Origin of the sequence: Chitinophaga parva (assembly GCF_003071345.1) — a bacterium.
GTDB lineage: Bacteria > Bacteroidota > Bacteroidia > Chitinophagales > Chitinophagaceae > Chitinophaga > Chitinophaga parva.
In genome coordinates this window covers 1-16,296 of the sequence record NZ_QCYK01000001.1, presented here as the reverse complement: position 1 = coordinate 16,296, position 16,296 = coordinate 1, and the positions used below count along the sequence as shown (strand labels likewise).

The window sequence follows — 16,296 nt, the reverse complement described above, 5'->3', positions numbered from 1 at the left end:
TGATAGGTATACGTTGTACGTTGTACGCTGTACGTTGTACGTTGTACGTTTTATTCAAAATCCATATTCACCGTTACCCGCATGGCTTTGAGGCCGCTGATGCCTTGCAGCTCTTCTAGTTCCAGCATTTCTATTTCAGGGAGCAGGATGTTCTTGTTTTGCAGGAAGTGGATGTATTTGCGGTACTCTTCCGCTTCGCGGGCGTAGTTGTACACGAGGGCTATTTTGCCGGGTTGGGTGAGGCGTTCGCCGGTCTCGCGGATGTGCACCTTGTCTATCCGTTTCTTAATGATCTCGTAGCGGATATTGTAGGCGCCTTCCACGTCAAAGCGGCGCTCATCCAGACGGAAGCTGATGTCTATCGGATTGCTGTGGATGAGGATGAGTTGCGTGGTTTGCAGCGGCACTTCCAGCTCGTGCTGCAACTTGTGCGTCATGCGGGCAATGCCGGCCATGGACGTAAGTTGCCACAGCTGCAGGTTACGCAGGTACAGCAGGTCAAACTTTTTATTTTGCGCAATGGACTGTCCAATGTAGATGTTGTATTCTACACCATCCGTGCGGTATTTTTCAAAGTAGCACGGGAAGGAATTCTGGATGCCATCCCGTTCTTTTTCCAGGAACTCGTTCAGTTGTGTATTGATGCGCTGCAGGCTTTCTTCATAGCGGCGGCGGTGGTGGAATACGTGGCCCTCCGTTTTATTCACCGTGTCAAAATACTTGGCCAGCATGGGTTGCAGGCTGGGATAGCTGTCGTACAGGTGGCGGAAGGTGGGCGCAATTTCATAGTCCAGGAACTCATTCACCTGCGCTTCTTCTTCTGCTACCAGGCTTTGGCTGATGCGCTGCATCAGGCTCTGGTTCTTGAATTGCAGTTCCTCCAGCAGGGGCAGCTCCAGTTCTTTTTCCATGCGTTCCAGGCATTGCTGGATGAGCAGCAGTTGCTCGCGCAGGTCTTCCTGCAGGGCCATGCCACGTTCCACGGAAGAGTTGCGTACATCTACTGCGCCGTATAGCGGGTATACTTCGCTGAAGGTAATGTTCTCTATTTCATTCTTGCCTTTCTCCGGATCATGCAGGTATTGCCAGGCGGCGTCGATGAACTTCCATTCTACAGAAGGCTGCAGGGCGGTGAATTTCTGCTTGATCACATTGCTGATGCGGGCTGCCTGTATGTCTACGCTCTTGCGCAGCATCAGGGTAACCAGGGGCAGCAGGTATTCTATGCGGGCCACTTTCTGGTAGGCCAGCCCGTTCGATTCCAGGGAGGCAATTTCCACCATGCCCAGGAGCTCATTTTCATATTCGATACCCACCAGCACAAAGCTGCGCACACCCTTGTGGGGCAGGAACTTCAGGAAAGGGTAGAGGGTAAGGCTTACATCATCCAGGTTGGCAATGTTGAGCGGCTCTTTATGATTTTCCAGGTATTGTACCAGTTGCTGGTAGAGTTGTTGCTGCTGTTTTTCATTGCCCTGCATGCCCAGGATCACGCTGCTGGAGGCAAACTCGCTTTCCAGCACGTATTTGTTCTTCACTTTCAGGAAGGGCATTACGTGCACGGCAATTTCTTTGTTTTCCAGCACTGCCTGCAGGGCGTCATTCAGCTGCAGGTAGGTTTTTGCTTCATTGTCTGCACTGATCTTGAGCACCAGGTTCTTGATGTAGTTCATCATTTCATCCCGGGTCACATCCTGTACCGTCCAGATCACAAAGCCTTCCAGCTGGAACATGCTCAGGGGCAGTATTTCCGCCAGTTCCTCAATGGAACCGCCATGGTTGCATACCATTTCCCGGTCCAGGTCCGGCAGGGGGCCTTTCACTTTGATGTCCATGAAACGGGCGTCCAGGTGCAGCTTAAAGTAGCGGCGCAGGCCTGTTTCATGGGAATTTACATGGTGGATAATGGCATGATCATAATTCATCTCAAAGCCATAAAAGCGCTCCAATACCTGCTTATACAGCCAGCCACGGCGGTCCTGGGCTATCTTGTCCATGGAGATGCCGCTTGGGATCATGGCTACATTACCATTCCCGTTTTCGGTGAACAGGTGTTTGAAAAGAGAGGAGTAGTAGAAAATGGAAAAACGGAAGGGTACGCCAATGCCATAAACATCTTTGTCGGTATCCGTCATGATGGGGAATACGGCGGCGGTCACTATATCAAGATACTCTTTGTACTTGTCCAGATCTTCCATTTCCAGCGGTTGCAACACGGCAGGGTTGCTTTCAAACCGCTCCACGATATGCTTGTAGAACCGGGATCTTGCGTCGTTGGAGTTCTGCGCTTTTTCTTTGAGGAACCTCACAAATGGAACAAATGAAATGCGCGTATCTACCTGTGCTTCTTCTTTAAATAATCCCGGTCTCATTTTTAATACTTCCATACGAATAGTGGCATTATCCCGCCTTGCGGCAGGGGGTTCTAAGTGCTATAAACGAAGTGTAGTACAGTTGTCAGGAGGCGTCACAAAGGTACTGTATTTCCGCTGAATCTATCAGTATGGTAGACGATAGCGGGCGCCCGATATTGTAGTGTTGATCCTTTATTTCCAGGAGGTTATCCTACAAAAACAGCCGGCCTTGCGGACCGGCTGTTTGAATCAAGCCATAATATATTGCAATATTTACAATTCAATTTCTACTTGGTTGCGCAGCAGGTCATCCAGCACATCCGCCCTGCGGATCAGGCGCGGCTTACCGTCTTTGATCAGCACTTCCGCCGGTTTCAGGCGGCTGTTAAAGTTGCTGGACATTTCAAAACCATAGGCGCCGGCGTTATAGAACACCAGGTAATCGCCCTCGCGCACCTCGTTGATCTTACGGTCCCACCCAAAGGTATCGGTCTCGCAGATGTTGCCCACCACGGTGTAGATCCGTTCCGTGCCCTTGGGATTGGAAATGTTGCGGATCAAATGGAAAGCGTCGTAGAACATGGGGCGGATCAGGTGGTTAAAGCCGGAATTCACGCCTACAAACACGGTGGCCGTCGTTTGCTTGATCACATTGGCCTTCACCACGAAATAGCCGGCCTGGCTTACCAGGAACTTCCCGGGCTCAAACCACAGCTGCAGCGGGCGTTTGTAAGCGGCGCTGAACTTATTGAAAGCCTCGCTCACCTTGTCGCCCAGCAGTTCAATGTCCGTCTCGGGATCACCAGGCTGGTAGGCCACTTTAAAGCCGCTGCCCAGGTCCAGGAATTCCAGGTCGTCAAAGTTGGCGGCAATTTCAAACATGATGTCCACCGCGCGCAGGAACACGTCCACGTCCTTGATCTCGGAGCCGGTGTGCATGTGCAGGCCGGTCACTTTCAGTTTAGTGGATTTTACAATGCGCTCAATGTGGCGCAGCTGGTGGATGGAAATGCCAAATTTGCTGTCCACGTGGCCGGTGGAGATCTTGTAGTTACCGCCCGCCATGATGTGCGGATTAAGGCGGATGCAGATAGGATAGCTGCCGCCAAATTTATTACCCCATTGCTCCAGGATGGAGATGTTGTCAATATTTATATTTACACCCAGGTCCTTTGCAGCGATGATCTCGTTGATATCCACGCAGTTGGGGGTGTAAAAGATCTTCTTAGGATCAAAACCGGCCCTGAGGCCCAGCATCACTTCCTGGATGGACACAGTGTCCAGCCCGGCGCCGAGCGACTGCACGTAGCGCAGCACATTGATGTTGGTGAGGGCCTTGCAAGCGTAGAAAAAATGGGTGTCCGCCTTCTGGAAAGCCTTCTGGAGCTTGCCGTACTGCGTCTTTATTTTTTCCGCGTGATAGATGTACACCGGGGTACCAAATTCCTCCGCCACTTTCACGAGGAAGTCTGCGGAGAGCACGTCGCTTTGTTTAGCCATTGGAGATATCTGATTTTGGGCAGCGAAGGTACTACGCAAAAGCGAGAAAGTTGAATTATTACGGCCGGGGCGGTTCTCCCGCGCGAAAACTACAGGTTTAATGATGGCGGCAGGGCTCAGTCGTCCCCCCGCATGAAGTCGTCCAGGTCGCGCCGGTCGGACTTGGTGGGGCGGCCTATTTTGCTGGGGCGCTTGCCCGTATGGAAGCTGGCAGCTACGCGCTGGTTCATCTGCTGGTCTTCTTCCGGGGTGAGGTCCACGTAGTATTTAATGGCCTCGGCATATTGCACGCGGTGGTCCAGCAGGGCGGTCACCTCGATGGTCCATTTGCGGTTTTCTGCGCGGATATCGTATTTATCGCCCACGGACACGGCCTTGGCCGCCTTCACGGAATTACCGTGGAGCTTTACTTTGCCCCCGTCGCAGGCATCTGCCGCCTGGCTGCGGGTCTTAAAAATGCGGATGGCCCAGAGGTATTTGTCTACACGGAGTTTCTCTGCTGCTGGTGCTGGTTTCGTTGCCATAAGTCACAAAAATAGTCAGTCTGCGAATGTACAAAAATGACGGTTTCACAAAAAGAGGGGAAGCGCTACCGGCTTCCCCTCTTTAAATATCAATACCTAAGACCTAAGACATAGGACTTAAGACCCCTTATTGCTTAAACTGCTCTGCAAAGAACTTATGGAAATACGGGATGGTCTCGATGCCTTTGTAGAAGTTTTCCAGGCCGTATTTTTCGTTGGGAGAGTGCAGGTTATCGCTATCCAGCCCAAAGCCCATGAGGATGGTTTTGAGGCCCAGCTCGGACTCAAACAGCGATACGATGGGAATGCTGCCGCCGCCGCGTACGGGGATGGGCGCTTTGCCAAAGGTAGCTTCTACCGCCCGGGTAGCCGCTTTATAACCGGCGTGGTCAGTAGGTGTTACATACGGATTGCCGCCATGGTGGCGGGTTACGCTCACCTTTACGCCGGCGGGGGCTATCTTTTCAAAATGGGCTTTGAACAGGTCGGAGATCTCCAGCCAGTCCTGGCCGGGCACCAGGCGCATAGAGATCTTGGCAAATGCCTGGGAAGGCAGCACGGTCTTGGAGCCTTCACCGGTGTAACCGCCCCAGATACCGTTCACCTCCAGGGTGGGCCGGATACCGGTACGCTCAATGGTGGAATAGCCTTTCTCGCCCCATACAGCGTCTATGCCCAGGTCCTTTTTGTATTCCGCCTCGTCAAACGGGGCGCTGTTCAGGGCTTTGCGTTCTGCATCACTGAGCACCTGCACCTTGTCATAAAAGCCGGGGATGGTAACGTGGTTATTTTCATCATGCAGGCTGGCGATCATCTTGCAAAGGATGGTAGCAGGGTTGGCCACAGCGCCGCCATACACACCGGAGTGCAGGTCGCGGTTAGGGCCGGTCACGGCTACTTCCATGTAGGAGAGGCCACGGAGGCCGGTGTCCAGGGACGGGTTTTCGAGGCTCAGCATGGCGGTGTCGGAAATGAGGATCACATCCGCCTTCAGGCGCTCTTTGTTATCCTTGAGGAAAATGCCCAGGTTAGCGGAGCCCACTTCTTCTTCACCCTCAATCATGAATTTTATGTTGCAAGGCAGGGTATTGGTCTTCACCATGGTTTCAAATGCCTTCACGTGCATGTAGAACTGGCCTTTATCGTCGGCACTGCCGCGGGCCCAGATCTTACCATCCTTGATCACCGGGTCAAAGGGGCCGCTGTGCCACAGTTCCAGCGGGTCTGCAGGCTGCACATCGTAGTGGCCGTACACCAGTACAGTAGGCAGGGCGGGGTCAATGATCTTTTCGCCGTACACGATAGCGTGGCCGGCGGTAGGGCATACCTCCACTTTTTCAGCGCCGGCTTCCTGCAGGCGTTGTTTCACTGCTTCAGCGCAACGCAGGGTGTCCTGGTTATAGCGGGAGTCCGCGCTCACAGAGGGGATGCGCAGTAAGTCCAGTAATTCGTTGAGAAAACGGTCCTTGTGCTGGGCCTGGTAATCTTTCCAAACTTGCATGATGGAGATTTAAACGTTCACAAAGGCTGCAAGTTAACGGGGCGGGCGGCATTCGCCAAAAAATTGGTGCTACCGGCTTACCGGCCGGAGGATGGGCAAAAAAAGGCCGGGGCTGTAAAAAGTCCCGGCCTGGTAATATGTGCGGATGCCATAACGTTTAAGAGATCAGTTTCTGGCGCAGCAGGAACTCCAGCTTTTCATTCACGTCCAGCAGCTTGGCGGTAAGCTCCTTATTTTCTTTGCGCAGGGAATAAACTTCGTACGCCTTTTCAATGTTATGTTTCAGTTCGTCCTCGTTCCAGGGCTTGGAGAAGTATTTGTACACCTGGCCCTTGTTGATGGCGTCTATCACCGCATTAATATCCGCATAGCCGGTAAGCAGCACGCGGATGGGCTCCGGGTAGCGCTCCAGGATGGATTCAAAGAATTCAATGCCCGTCATTTTGGGCATGCGCTGGTCGGAAATAATGATGTGAAAGGTGTTTGACTCCAGTAATTTTTCTGCCTCTTCCGCGCTGGTGGCGGTTTGTACGGTATAGATCCGGCGAAACGAAGCTTTAAAGGCGTTCAAATTATTTACCTCGTCATCAATATATAAAATATGGATGTGTTGAGAACTCATATTGCAGTCTTAAACTCAAATGAAGATGAACAAAAAGAATAGTAAAGTCGATAGGTATTGCATTGCGTTGACTTGGAAGGGCTGGCCTTCTTATTGTCACATGATTCAAAGGTACACGCTGGAATAATCAGTCCTGCAATTAATTGCATAAACATAGTTTTTTGCCAGGACTTAATCAATACACTATCGTGTTTTTTTTTAAAGTCTTATTAAAATTAATACATTTTTTCCGATAAGTGTCTGATACTGCCAGGCGCATCCTTTTTGCCATATGGCAATTTTCTTGTAGGTTTGATCAAGCCAATTTCTCACAAAACACATACATTTTATGAAGACAGGAAGTATTGTTGCCATTGTATTAGTAGCGTTGCTGTTGATAGCAGGCTGCGGTGGTTGCGCCAAATATAACAGCCTGGTGGGCCAGGACGAGAACGTAAAGAAGGCCTGGTCCAACGTGGAAGCCTCTTACCAGCGCAGGATGGACCTGTATGACAACGTAGTATCCACTATTAAAGGCTCTGCAAACTTTGAGCAAAGCACCCTTACCAAAGTGGTAGAAGCCCGCGCCAGCGCCACCCAGGTAAAGATCGATGCGGAGAACCTGACCCCGGAAAAGCTGCAGCAATTCCAGGCCGCACAGTCCCAGTTGAGCTCTTCCTTTGGACGCCTGCTGGCAGTAGCAGAAAACTACCCGGACCTGAAAACCACCAAGGCCTTCCAGGATTTCCAGGCACAGATAGAAGGTACAGAAAACCGCATCAACGTGGCCCGCAGGGACTTCAACGATGCTGTGCAGACCTACAACCAGTCTGTAAGATATTTCCCCGGCAATATCGTTGCGGGCCTTGCCGGCTTCCATCCCAAAGCCGGCTTTACCGCCCAGGAAGGTGCGGATAAGGCACCCAAGATCGACTTTGGCGACAGCAGCAAATAATCCGCAGCAGGCGCAGTGGCGTGCGCCGTGAATGTTTTGCAAGTCCCGGGCCCCGGCTTTTACAGCGCGGGAACCTGGGATTTGCCCTTTTTCCTGATCCCTCAAAAACGTCCTCCATGGGCCTGTTCCCTTTTTTCAAAAAGAAGGAGTTTTTTACTGAACCCGAGAAAGAACGCCTGCTCCAGGCCATCCGCCAGGCAGAGCGCCTCACTTCCGGTGAGATCCGTCTCTTCGTGGAAAGCCGCTGCGGTTATGTAAACCCGCTGGACCGCGCCGGGGAAGTGTTTGGCCCCATGGGCATGGGCAATACCCGCCTGCAGAACGGCGTGCTGCTCTACGTGGCCCTGCTGGACAAGCAGTTTGCTATCCTGGGCGATAGCGGTATTCACCAGAAAGTAGGACAGGAGTTCTGGCAGTCCGCGGCCACAAAGCTCCGGAGCCAGTTCCGCGAAGGCCAGATCGTGCCCGGGCTGGAAGCCTGCATCCTTACCATCGGGCAGTCATTGCGCCAGCACTTTCCCCACCAGGCAGATGATGAGAATGAGCTGCCGGACGATATTGTCTTTGGCCGCTGACCATTCACCACTTTTCCCCGGGAAGGGGCCACATGGCCTGCATCCGGGCATCCTTTAACGCACAGAATTATTTTTTGATATGAAACGCTTGCGCTGCTTCTTTTTATGCGTAATGGTCTTGCTCACCGGCCGGCTGGCTGCCCAGCAGATACAACCCAAGCCTAACCCGCCCCGCCTGGTAAATGACTTTGCCGGTGTGATGGTACAAAGCGAGGTAGATGCCCTGGAACATAAGCTGGTGGCCTATAGCGACAGTACCTCCAACCAGGTGCTGGTAGTGACGGTAAATACGGTAGGCGATTACGACATCAGTGACGTAGCGCTCAAATACCTGCGGGACTGGGGCGTGGGCATCAAGGGCCGCGATAACGGCCTCGTGATCCTGGTGGCCAAAGACGATCACAAGGTCTGGATAGCCACAGGCTACGGCCTGGAAGGCGCCATCCCCGATGTGATAGCACACCGCATCATTGAAGCCGCCATGGTGCCCAATTTCAAGGAAGGGCATTATTATGCCGGCCTGGATGCCGGAGTAGATCTCATTTTCAAGGCAGCTGCCGGGGAGTATAAAGGCATTCCGCGCAAGTCCGGTGGGGGCGGGATCAGTCCCATCATCATTATCATCATTGTGATCATTGTGATCATCCTCTTCAGCCGGGGTAGCGGCGGTGGGGGCACTTATAGCCGCCGTGGTTATGGTGGCTGGTGGATACCCATGGGCGGCGGCTGGGGCAGCGGCGGTGGTGGCGGATTTGGTGGTGGCGGCGGAGGAGGCTTCGGCGGTTTTGGCGGCGGTTCCGGTGGGGGTGGTGGTGCCGGCGGCAGCTGGTAACCTGGTGCTCCCAACTATTTGTATGGATTTTGTGTAGTAAGGTAACGCACTTTAAACCATTACATCCCATGGCCATTCTGCACATACTAAACGGAGACGCAACCCTGACCCCATTTCGCAACAGTGGCCTCCCGGGCGAGATCGTGGTGAACCGTTCCATGATGAGCGAGGGCCACACCATCTTCACCACGGATATGGATGAGTTCTTCAAAGCCAGGGCAGATCACGCGCAGCAGGTGTATGGCATTGACCGGAAAACCTACCTTACCCAAGTGGTACAGGAATTTACCCGCCTGGAAAATGTATCCAAATACGAGGAGGTGGTGCTTTGGTTTGAATTTGACCTCTTCTGCCAGATCAATCTTTTATTCACCCTATTTTATTTACAACAGTTCCGGCTGCCACCCCGCGTAAGCCTGGTGGCGCCGGGGCCGCAATATCAGCCCGCAGGATTCAGGGGCCTGGGCATGCTCACGGCCGGCCACTTTCCCGGCTTGTTTGCAGACCGTCTGGTGCTGCAGCCACAGGACCTGGGGCTGGCCACGGAGATCTGGTCTGCCTATTGCGCTGTGACACCCATGCGGCTGGAGCCATTTTCCGGCGACCGGCAAAACGGGCAGCTGTATCACATTGGCCCTGCCTTGAAAGCCCACCTGCAGCGGCTTCCGTCCGTGCAAAATGGGTTGAACCGTATTGAAAGTTTCTTCCTCAATCTCCTCCTGGTTTCCGAATACCGCTGGTACGACCTGTACACCCAGTTCTGGGACCAGCTTACCATTTATGGTTTCGGTGATTTCCAGCTGGATGTATACCTGCGCCGCATGATCAGCGCGGGTGTGGTGGATGAAAAAGGGCAGCAACTGTCCATCACAGGCCTGGGCCGTGACATCCTGAACGGGGAAGAAAACTACCTGCGCTACGCCGCGCGCAAAGGACGTTACCTGGGCGGCATACCCCTGCACGACACGCCCTGGCGCTGGGATGAGCGCACCCAATCTGTGGTGAGGGTGGGATAAAATGACAAACATACGTGCAATAAAAAACGGCTGTCTCTTTTACGGAGACAGCCGTTTTCAGTTTATGCATCAGCGCAGTTTATTCTTCTGCGGCTTTGGGTGATCTAAGGGATTTAATGATCTCCTGCAGGTGCGTTACCTGTGCATTGTATCCTTCCTGCGTCGCGCCGGTGGCGGATTGGGCGGCAGCCTGCTTTTTCTGCAGCGCGGGGGTGAGCATGTTGATGATGTAGTTTGTCACCATCTTGTTACGAAACTGTTCCGTCATTTCCCTGATCTGGTCATAGCCATGGTTTACCGCTTCTGTATTGGATGCGTTGGCCAGTATTACTATGTACTGGGCCGCTGCTTCAAACTTTTCCTGGCCGGTGGCGCTTTCAAAATGCCTGCGGAAGAAGGGGAGGGTTGATTCATCACCTTTCTTCAGGTACACTTCTGCAATGCCGCTCATAAGGTCTCCCTTGGCGTCTTTCTCGAGCGATTTGGCAGTGGTGAAGGCTTTGGTGGAGTCCACATCGTACAGCGCAGAGAGGGCTTTGCCTTCTACGGCATAAGAGCGGTCGGCTATTTTGCTTTCAAACAGGGAGGCGTATTGTGCATCTGCCAGGCCACCCAGCTGTTCCACGGCGGCGGAGCGTACTTTGGCAAAGACATCATTCTTAGCCAGGTCCACGAGGGTGGGGGCGATGGCGCTCTTTATGGCTGCTTCATCCATTTTCAGGTGCTCAATGGCGTAAGCACGCAGGCCTTCAAACTTGTCTTTTACCGCGGCCAGCACCACTTTGCGTGCATCGGCGTTAGTGGATTGCTGTTCAATGCACACATCCAGTGCCTCGCGGCGGTCCAGGTAGTTGGGGGCGTTGAAGTATTGGAATACATAAGTGCTCAGGTCACGGTGGTCGTCCTTTTTCATGACGATCACTTTGTCTGCATCCACGTTCACCAGGTCCGGTTTCACGGCGCTTTCAAAGGTGAACGTATCAATGCGGTGCTTAGCATCGATCATGTATCTTTCTTTCTTTCCGCCGGCGTAAACATCAACAGCCATGGGCAGTTCCCATACCTTATCTGTTTTCTGTACCTGTTTGATGATCACGCTTGTCTTCCTGCCGGCCTCGTCATAGGCATAGCTCAGGTCCAGCGTGGGATAGCCTTGTCCGTAATACCATTGGTTAAAGAACCAGTTCATATCACGGCCGGTCACTTCTTCAAAGGCCAGGCGCAGCTGGTGCGCTTCTGTGGCTTTGTAGGCATTGGTTTTCAGGTAAAGGTTCAGGGATTTGAAGAAGGCGGAATCACCCACGTTATTGCGCAGCATGTTGAGAATGCAGCCACCTTTCTGGTAGGTGATGGCATCAAACATATCTTCTTTATCGTGGTAGTGGAAACGCACCAGGTCTTTGTCACCGCTGTATTGTGCCGTGCGGAAGTAGCCCTGCAGGGCATTGTAGCCATGTTCGTCTGCCGCGTCTTTGCCAAATTTGTGTTCAAACCACAGGTATTCGCTGTAGTCGGCAAAGGATTCATTCACGGTGAGGTTGCTCCAGCTTTCGCAGGTGGCCAGGTCGCCAAACCAGTGATGGAACAGCTCATGCGCGATCACGGAATTGCCCTCGCGGTCATCGTCCAGCAGCTCCCGGTCTGTTTTCTGTACAAACTGGCCGTGCAGGGTTGCGGTCACATTTTCCATGGCGCCGCTTACATAATCGCGGGCAATGATCTGGGAATATTTGGGCCAGGGGTAATCGTAGCCCAGGATCTTGGAGTAGAAGGAGAGCATTTCCGGTGTATCGCCAAAAATGTCACGTGCATATTTTTCATACGCAGGTTCCACATAGTAGCTTACTTCCTTGCCATGCCAGGTGTCCTTTACAATGGCATAGTCGCCCACGGCCATCATAAACAGGTAGGGGGCAAAGGGCTGGTCCAGCTTCCAGGTGTCTGTGCGGGTACCGTTGGCATTGTTCACCTGCTTTACCAGCAGGCCGTTAGACAGGGTTTTATATTTCTTTTCCACTGTCATGCTGATCTCGGAAGTGGACTTCTGGTTGCTTTTATCGATGGTGGGAAACCATACGGAAGACGATTCACTTTCGCCCTGGGTCCAGATCTCCGTGGGTTTACCGGGATCTTTACCATCCGGGTTAATGAAGTACAGGCCTTTGGCATCCGTGATGGCGGCGCTGCCTACTGCTTTATATTCTTCCGGCTTGGCCGTATAATCAATAAAAATGGTGTACTGTTCGTTTGATTTGTAAGTGCGGTCCAGTTTTATGGCCAGCTGCAGGCTGTCGCGGTAGGTGTACGGCAGGTTCACTGTTTTACCATTCTTCACCAGGGCTACAGCGTTAATGTTCATGCTTTTGGCATCCAGTGTAAGGCTGTCTGTAGGATAGAAGTGCGGATGGAGGGTTACCCATTCCTTGCCGTACATATAGCGTTTGGCATAGTCGAAGCGTACGTCCAGCTTAGTGTGTACCAGGTCGTTGATCTTGGTGGCAGATGCACGGTAGATCTTCAGGGCCGGATCGTTGGGGTCCTTTTGCTGGCCCAGCGTCGCGGCAGACCAGCCCAGCAAGCCGCAGAGCGCAGCGCCGGACAGGGCCTTCTTCATTTGATGATGCATGAGGTTTTTGATTTTTGTCAAAAGTATTCGCTAAAGCGGTGAATAGTGGCCAAATTTAAACAAATGGGCCAAATACAAGGCAAGTGGTTAAAATTCCTATTTTTGTTTGCATAAACCAGTATAATGATCAAAGCCACGGTAAACGATAAAGCTGCATTTAAGGTGGATATGGCCAATGGCGTCACCTGTAACGGGGAAACGGTAGACTGGTCTGCCGCCCAGCTGCCCAATGGCAATTACAGCGTGATCATGGACAATCGCAGTGTGGCAGTGCAACTGTGTGGGATAGACCGGGAGCACAAAACTGTGAGCCTGCAGATAGAAGGCCGCGTGTTTGACGTAAAGCTGGAAGAGCCTATTGACCAATTGCTTGCGGCCATGGGCATTAAAGACGCTATGGGCCGAAAGGTCAACGACATCAAAGCGCCCATGCCAGGCCTGGTGCTCCAGGTGCTGGTGGCGCCCGGCCAGGCCATAAAAAAGGGAGATCCGGTGCTGATCCTGGAGGCCATGAAAATGGAGAATGTATTCAAAGCCACCGCCGATGCCATCGTAAAAGAAGTAAAGGTGGCCCCGCGCACCGCCGTGGAAAAGGGCCAGGTCCTTGTCATCTTGGAATAGTATTTGCAATTATCCTGATATACATACCGCCACAATAGACTTATGCTTTCTTATTTAAAAAAATCATTATTTGCTTTGTTGTTGCTGGTGTCCACCGCTGCGTGGGCCGGCGATGAGCATCATTTTATATACATCCAGAGCGAGAAGGGGGAGTTGTTCTACGTGCGTTACAAGGGCAAAGTGCTCAGCGCTTCCGCGAAAGGATATGTGATAGTGCCGGAACTGCCCAAAGGCACGGCAGACCTGGTGGTGGGCTTCCCGAAGAACGAGATCCCCGAGAAACATTTCAGCATTACCCTTACCGGTACCCGGGACGAGGGCTTCGTGATCAAGCACACCAGTGCACAGGAAATTGCCCTGTTCAACCTCCAGACATATACTTTATTAAAGCCGGTAGCAGCTGAAACCGCGGCGGCACCGGAGGCTGCTCCGGCCACCGCACCTGCAGAAACGGCCGCCGTTCCCGCACAACCCGTGCCTGCAGACGCTTCCGCGGCCATGATGAGTAATGTGAAGAAAGACCTGGACAGCACTTTTGCCAACAACAAAGACGTAGCCATTGCCGCGCCGCAAAGCACCGCACCCGCGGTTGCACCGGCTACACCACCTACCACAACGCCGGCAGCTCCCGCTAAACAACCCAATAAATTTGCATCAGCCCTTGATAAAGTAGCCGGCGATGACCGCCCGGCAGATATGGACGAGCCGGCGCCCACGCCCGCTAGTGCAGCCCCTGCCGCTGCAACAACCGCGGAAGCAGCCGCCGCCCCTGCTGGAGCAATACCAGCTCCTAAAAAGGGTAAGAAGCCCGCCAAGGCCACTGCTGCAGACGATGTGCTGACACCGGAAGAACAGGCCTACCTGAAAGACGTGATGGCAGATGAGCAGAAAACCGCCGCGGAAGCAGATGTAGTGGCTGCCGCCCCGGTAGTGATCGATAATACCCAGCAAACAATACCCCAGCCGGTAGCACAACCGGCAACGGCCCAGCCCGTGGCAGAAAGCGCCGTACCTGCGCCCAGTGCAGACAGCGCAGCCACCGCCTATACAGAGAACGCCGCTGCTCCCGTAGCTTCCAGAAAGAAAAAGAAACATGCCACCGGTGATGAACCGCAATTCATAGATTTTGGTACCACAGCGCCTGCAGCTGCCGCCACAACAGCCGCTGCTGCCCCGGTAGAAGATGCGCCTAAGCCATCCAGGAAAAAGAAGAAACGTAGCGAAGAGAGCGCAGTTGCTGATTCTGTGGGCAACCTGCATTCAGATGAATGGGTGACCGTGAATAAACAGACTGCTGCCACGGAAGCCGCTACCACTGCGGCTCCTGTAAGCAGTGCAAAGACATCGCTGAATTCAGATTGCCAGCAGATGCTCAATAACGATAGCTTTAAGAAGCTGATGCGGAGGGTTTCTTCCCAGGGCAATGAATCCAATATGGTGGAAACGTTCAATAGGAACATCCGCAATACGTGCCTGTCTACAGAGCAGATCCGCGCTTTTGCACAGCTGATCGATACGGATGAATACCGTTACCGGCTGCTGGAAACGGCTTACCTGCATACGTATGAAACCGGTAAGTTTGTGGGCTTGCAGGACCTGCTGAAAGATGACTATTACAGGAAGCGCTTTAATGCCATGCTGCGCTAAGCGTTACTACATAACTGAAGGCCTCACCGCGCACCGGTGGGGCCTTTTTCATTTTACATTGTCGGTTTTTGTGAGGAACTTGCCGGCTGAAACAGCAAAGGGCATGAAACGGTATTTTTTAGAAGTGGCCTACAAAGGCACGCAGTACGCGGGTTTCCAGGTACAACACAACAGTCATTCTGTGCAGGGCACTATCGATAAAGCGGTTAGTACCCTCATGCGTGTACCCGTGCAGACCACGGGCTCCAGCCGTACAGATGCCGGTGTACATGCGTTGCAGAACTTCCTGCATTTTGATACGGAACTGCCTTTGCATCCGCAGTTTTTGTATAAGGTGAATGCCATCCTGCCGCCGGATATCGTACTGAAAGGAGTGTATGCCGTGCCGGAAGAGACCAATGCCCGCTTTGCCGCTGAAAGCCGCTCCTATCAATACTTCCTGTATAACCGGAAGGACCCGTTCCGCCAGGACAGGGGCTATTATTTCCCTTATAAGCTGAACGAAGCATGGCTGCAGGAAGCGGCTATTATCGTGAGTGGTTATACGGACTTTTCTACTTTCTCCAAGCGCAACAGCCAGGTGAAAACCTACAATTGCAACATCCTGCATTCTTACTGGAGCCACAGCGAAGATGGGCAGCTCATTTACAATGTGCGGGCCAACCGTTTCCTGCGGGGTATGGTGCGTGGGCTGGTGGGCACTATGTTGCGGGTGGGCAGGGGCAAGCTTTCCATTGAGCAGTTTCATGAAGTGATACAGGCAAAGGACTGTACGAAGGCAGATTTTGCGGTGCCGCCCCAGGGTTTGTTCCTGGTAAAGGTGCAATACCCGGATGGCTTGCTGCTGCCGGTTGAAAAAATATAAGCGCTGAAAGTCTTGCTGCTGGCTGATTTCAAAAATTTATAAATGTTTTTGTAGCGAAAGATTTGGCAGTATGGAAAAACCGCCTACCTTTGCGTCCCGCTTTGATAGAAAGCACGGTTACAGAAAGCTCTTCACGATACTGCAATTCCTTCTCTTTTACGATAGCTCAAATACGCTGAAACTGGCGCCAATGCTAAGTTTCAACGGGTCTCTCATGAAAGAAAGAAGAATGAAAAAATCTTTAGAAAAGATTTGGTGAAATGAGAAACTCCTTCTACCTTTGCAACCCCAAACGGGACGAAAAAAATGAGTGCTTCGATAGGGAGCGGCTAAGAGATCGGATCTCACATTTTGACAACAAGCTTTAAGATGAAAGGATGTAAATCCGCATAATCAAAAGCAAAAGATCTTTGAAAGTCAGGAAACAACAGCACTACTATTTTCGGATGGTAGTGAGGTAAGCAAACAAGCGAAAAAAATTAAAACACTCTTGTCTAATTAGAAGTAGAGAGAACTGCAAGGTTTTCTCGCTTTGAGAAAAAATTAGTCAGTGAGCAAACAAACTATTTACAATGGAGAGTTTGATCCTGGCTCAGGATGAACGCTAGCGGCAGGCCTAATACATGCAAGTCGAGGGGCAGCACAGGTAGCAATACTGGGTGGCGACCGGCAAACGGGT

Annotated in this window: 13 protein-coding genes and 1 rRNA gene; 8 read left to right on the top strand and 6 right to left on the bottom strand. The window is 52.4% G+C overall.

Annotation, left to right across the window (positions count from 1 at the left end):
- Positions 1–50: 50 nt before the first annotated feature.
- The 5 genes from DCC81_RS00075 to DCC81_RS00055 form a co-directional block, all read right to left on the bottom strand.
- Positions 51–2,387 carry a hypothetical protein gene (locus tag DCC81_RS00075; RefSeq protein WP_133177481.1) on the bottom strand — a complete coding sequence of 779 codons (2,337 nt, stop codon included), beginning with the start codon at positions 2,385–2,387 and terminating at the stop codon, positions 51–53.
- Positions 2,388–2,627: 240 nt separating this feature from the next.
- A complete protein-coding gene (gene lysA / locus DCC81_RS00070; protein WP_205686235.1) occupies positions 2,628–3,854 on the bottom strand; it encodes a diaminopimelate decarboxylase in 1,227 nt (408 codons plus the stop codon).
- 116 nt (positions 3,855–3,970) lie between these two features.
- Positions 3,971–4,378, bottom strand: coding sequence for an RNA-binding S4 domain-containing protein (locus DCC81_RS00065; RefSeq protein ID WP_108684565.1), 408 nt, complete (start codon positions 4,376–4,378; stop codon positions 3,971–3,973).
- Positions 4,379–4,505: 127 nt separating this feature from the next.
- Positions 4,506–5,879 carry a dipeptidase gene (locus DCC81_RS00060; RefSeq protein WP_108684564.1) on the bottom strand — a complete coding sequence of 458 codons (1,374 nt, stop codon included), beginning with the start codon at positions 5,877–5,879 and terminating at the stop codon, positions 4,506–4,508.
- A 157-nt stretch (positions 5,880–6,036) separates the two neighbouring features.
- Positions 6,037–6,501, bottom strand: coding sequence for a response regulator (locus tag DCC81_RS00055; protein ID WP_108684563.1), 465 nt, complete (start codon positions 6,499–6,501; stop codon positions 6,037–6,039).
- Positions 6,502–6,829: 328 nt separating this feature from the next.
- On the opposite strand from DCC81_RS00055, the gene DCC81_RS00050 reads away from it, so the two are divergent.
- The 4 genes from DCC81_RS00050 to DCC81_RS00035 all read left to right on the top strand — a co-directional run bounded on the left by DCC81_RS00050 (position 6,830) and on the right by DCC81_RS00035 (position 9,858).
- On the top strand, positions 6,830–7,435 hold the full coding sequence (locus DCC81_RS00050; RefSeq protein WP_108684562.1) for a LemA family protein: 606 nt from the start codon (positions 6,830–6,832) through the stop codon (positions 7,433–7,435).
- 116 nt (positions 7,436–7,551) lie between these two features.
- Positions 7,552–8,010 carry a TPM domain-containing protein gene (locus DCC81_RS00045; protein ID WP_108684561.1) on the top strand — a complete coding sequence of 153 codons (459 nt, stop codon included), beginning with the start codon at positions 7,552–7,554 and terminating at the stop codon, positions 8,008–8,010.
- Positions 8,011–8,089: 79 nt separating this feature from the next.
- Complete coding sequence (locus DCC81_RS00040) at positions 8,090–8,842, top strand: TPM domain-containing protein (RefSeq protein ID WP_108684560.1); 753 nt, start codon at positions 8,090–8,092, stop codon at positions 8,840–8,842.
- Positions 8,843–8,910: 68 nt separating this feature from the next.
- Positions 8,911–9,858, top strand: coding sequence for a hypothetical protein (locus DCC81_RS00035; protein WP_108684559.1), 948 nt, complete (start codon positions 8,911–8,913; stop codon positions 9,856–9,858).
- A gap of 79 nt (positions 9,859–9,937) precedes the next feature.
- On the opposite strand, the gene DCC81_RS00030 is transcribed toward DCC81_RS00035, so the two are convergent.
- A complete protein-coding gene (locus DCC81_RS00030) occupies positions 9,938–12,484 on the bottom strand; it encodes a M1 family metallopeptidase (RefSeq protein WP_108686413.1) in 2,547 nt (848 codons plus the stop codon).
- Positions 12,485–12,607: 123 nt separating this feature from the next.
- Between DCC81_RS00030 and DCC81_RS00025 the strand changes: the two genes are divergently transcribed.
- From DCC81_RS00025 to DCC81_RS00005, 4 genes are all read left to right on the top strand, one after another.
- Positions 12,608–13,105, top strand: a complete 498-nt coding sequence (locus DCC81_RS00025) for an acetyl-CoA carboxylase biotin carboxyl carrier protein subunit (RefSeq protein ID WP_108684558.1) — start codon at positions 12,608–12,610, stop codon at positions 13,103–13,105.
- Positions 13,106–13,147: 42 nt separating this feature from the next.
- On the top strand, positions 13,148–14,752 hold the full coding sequence (locus DCC81_RS00020; protein ID WP_108684557.1) for a DUF4476 domain-containing protein: 1,605 nt from the start codon (positions 13,148–13,150) through the stop codon (positions 14,750–14,752).
- A 103-nt stretch (positions 14,753–14,855) separates the two neighbouring features.
- Positions 14,856–15,617 (top strand): tRNA pseudouridine(38-40) synthase TruA, encoded by a 762-nt coding sequence (gene truA / locus DCC81_RS00015; protein WP_108686412.1) that lies wholly within the window; start codon positions 14,856–14,858, stop codon positions 15,615–15,617.
- 569 nt (positions 15,618–16,186) lie between these two features.
- Positions 16,187–16,296, top strand: a 16S ribosomal RNA gene (locus DCC81_RS00005); the annotation flags it as partial.

What these genes read in the sequence shown, in the direction of transcription:
- DCC81_RS00035 (WP_108684559.1), top strand. Translation starts at nt 8,911, where the DNA reads ATGGCCATTCTGCACATACTAAACGGAGACGCAACCCTGACCCCATTT.
- DCC81_RS00040 (WP_108684560.1), top strand. Translation starts at nt 8,090, where the DNA reads ATGAAACGCTTGCGCTGCTTCTTTTTATGCGTAATGGTCTTGCTCACC.
- DCC81_RS00075 (WP_133177481.1), bottom strand. Translation starts at nt 2,387, where the DNA reads ATGGAAGTATTAAAAATGAGACCGGGATTATTTAAAGAAGAAGCACAG.
- DCC81_RS00055 (WP_108684563.1), bottom strand. Translation starts at nt 6,501, where the DNA reads ATGAGTTCTCAACACATCCATATTTTATATATTGATGACGAGGTAAAT.
- DCC81_RS00020 (WP_108684557.1), top strand. Translation starts at nt 13,148, where the DNA reads ATGCTTTCTTATTTAAAAAAATCATTATTTGCTTTGTTGTTGCTGGTG.
- DCC81_RS00025 (WP_108684558.1), top strand. Translation starts at nt 12,608, where the DNA reads ATGATCAAAGCCACGGTAAACGATAAAGCTGCATTTAAGGTGGATATG.
- DCC81_RS00045 (WP_108684561.1), top strand. Translation starts at nt 7,552, where the DNA reads ATGGGCCTGTTCCCTTTTTTCAAAAAGAAGGAGTTTTTTACTGAACCC.
- DCC81_RS00050 (WP_108684562.1), top strand. Translation starts at nt 6,830, where the DNA reads ATGAAGACAGGAAGTATTGTTGCCATTGTATTAGTAGCGTTGCTGTTG.
- lysA (WP_205686235.1), bottom strand. Translation starts at nt 3,854, where the DNA reads ATGGCTAAACAAAGCGACGTGCTCTCCGCAGACTTCCTCGTGAAAGTG.
- DCC81_RS00030 (WP_108686413.1), bottom strand. Translation starts at nt 12,484, where the DNA reads ATGCATCATCAAATGAAGAAGGCCCTGTCCGGCGCTGCGCTCTGCGGC.
- truA (WP_108686412.1), top strand. Translation starts at nt 14,856, where the DNA reads ATGAAACGGTATTTTTTAGAAGTGGCCTACAAAGGCACGCAGTACGCG.
- DCC81_RS00060 (WP_108684564.1), bottom strand. Translation starts at nt 5,879, where the DNA reads ATGCAAGTTTGGAAAGATTACCAGGCCCAGCACAAGGACCGTTTTCTC.
- DCC81_RS00065 (WP_108684565.1), bottom strand. Translation starts at nt 4,378, where the DNA reads ATGGCAACGAAACCAGCACCAGCAGCAGAGAAACTCCGTGTAGACAAA.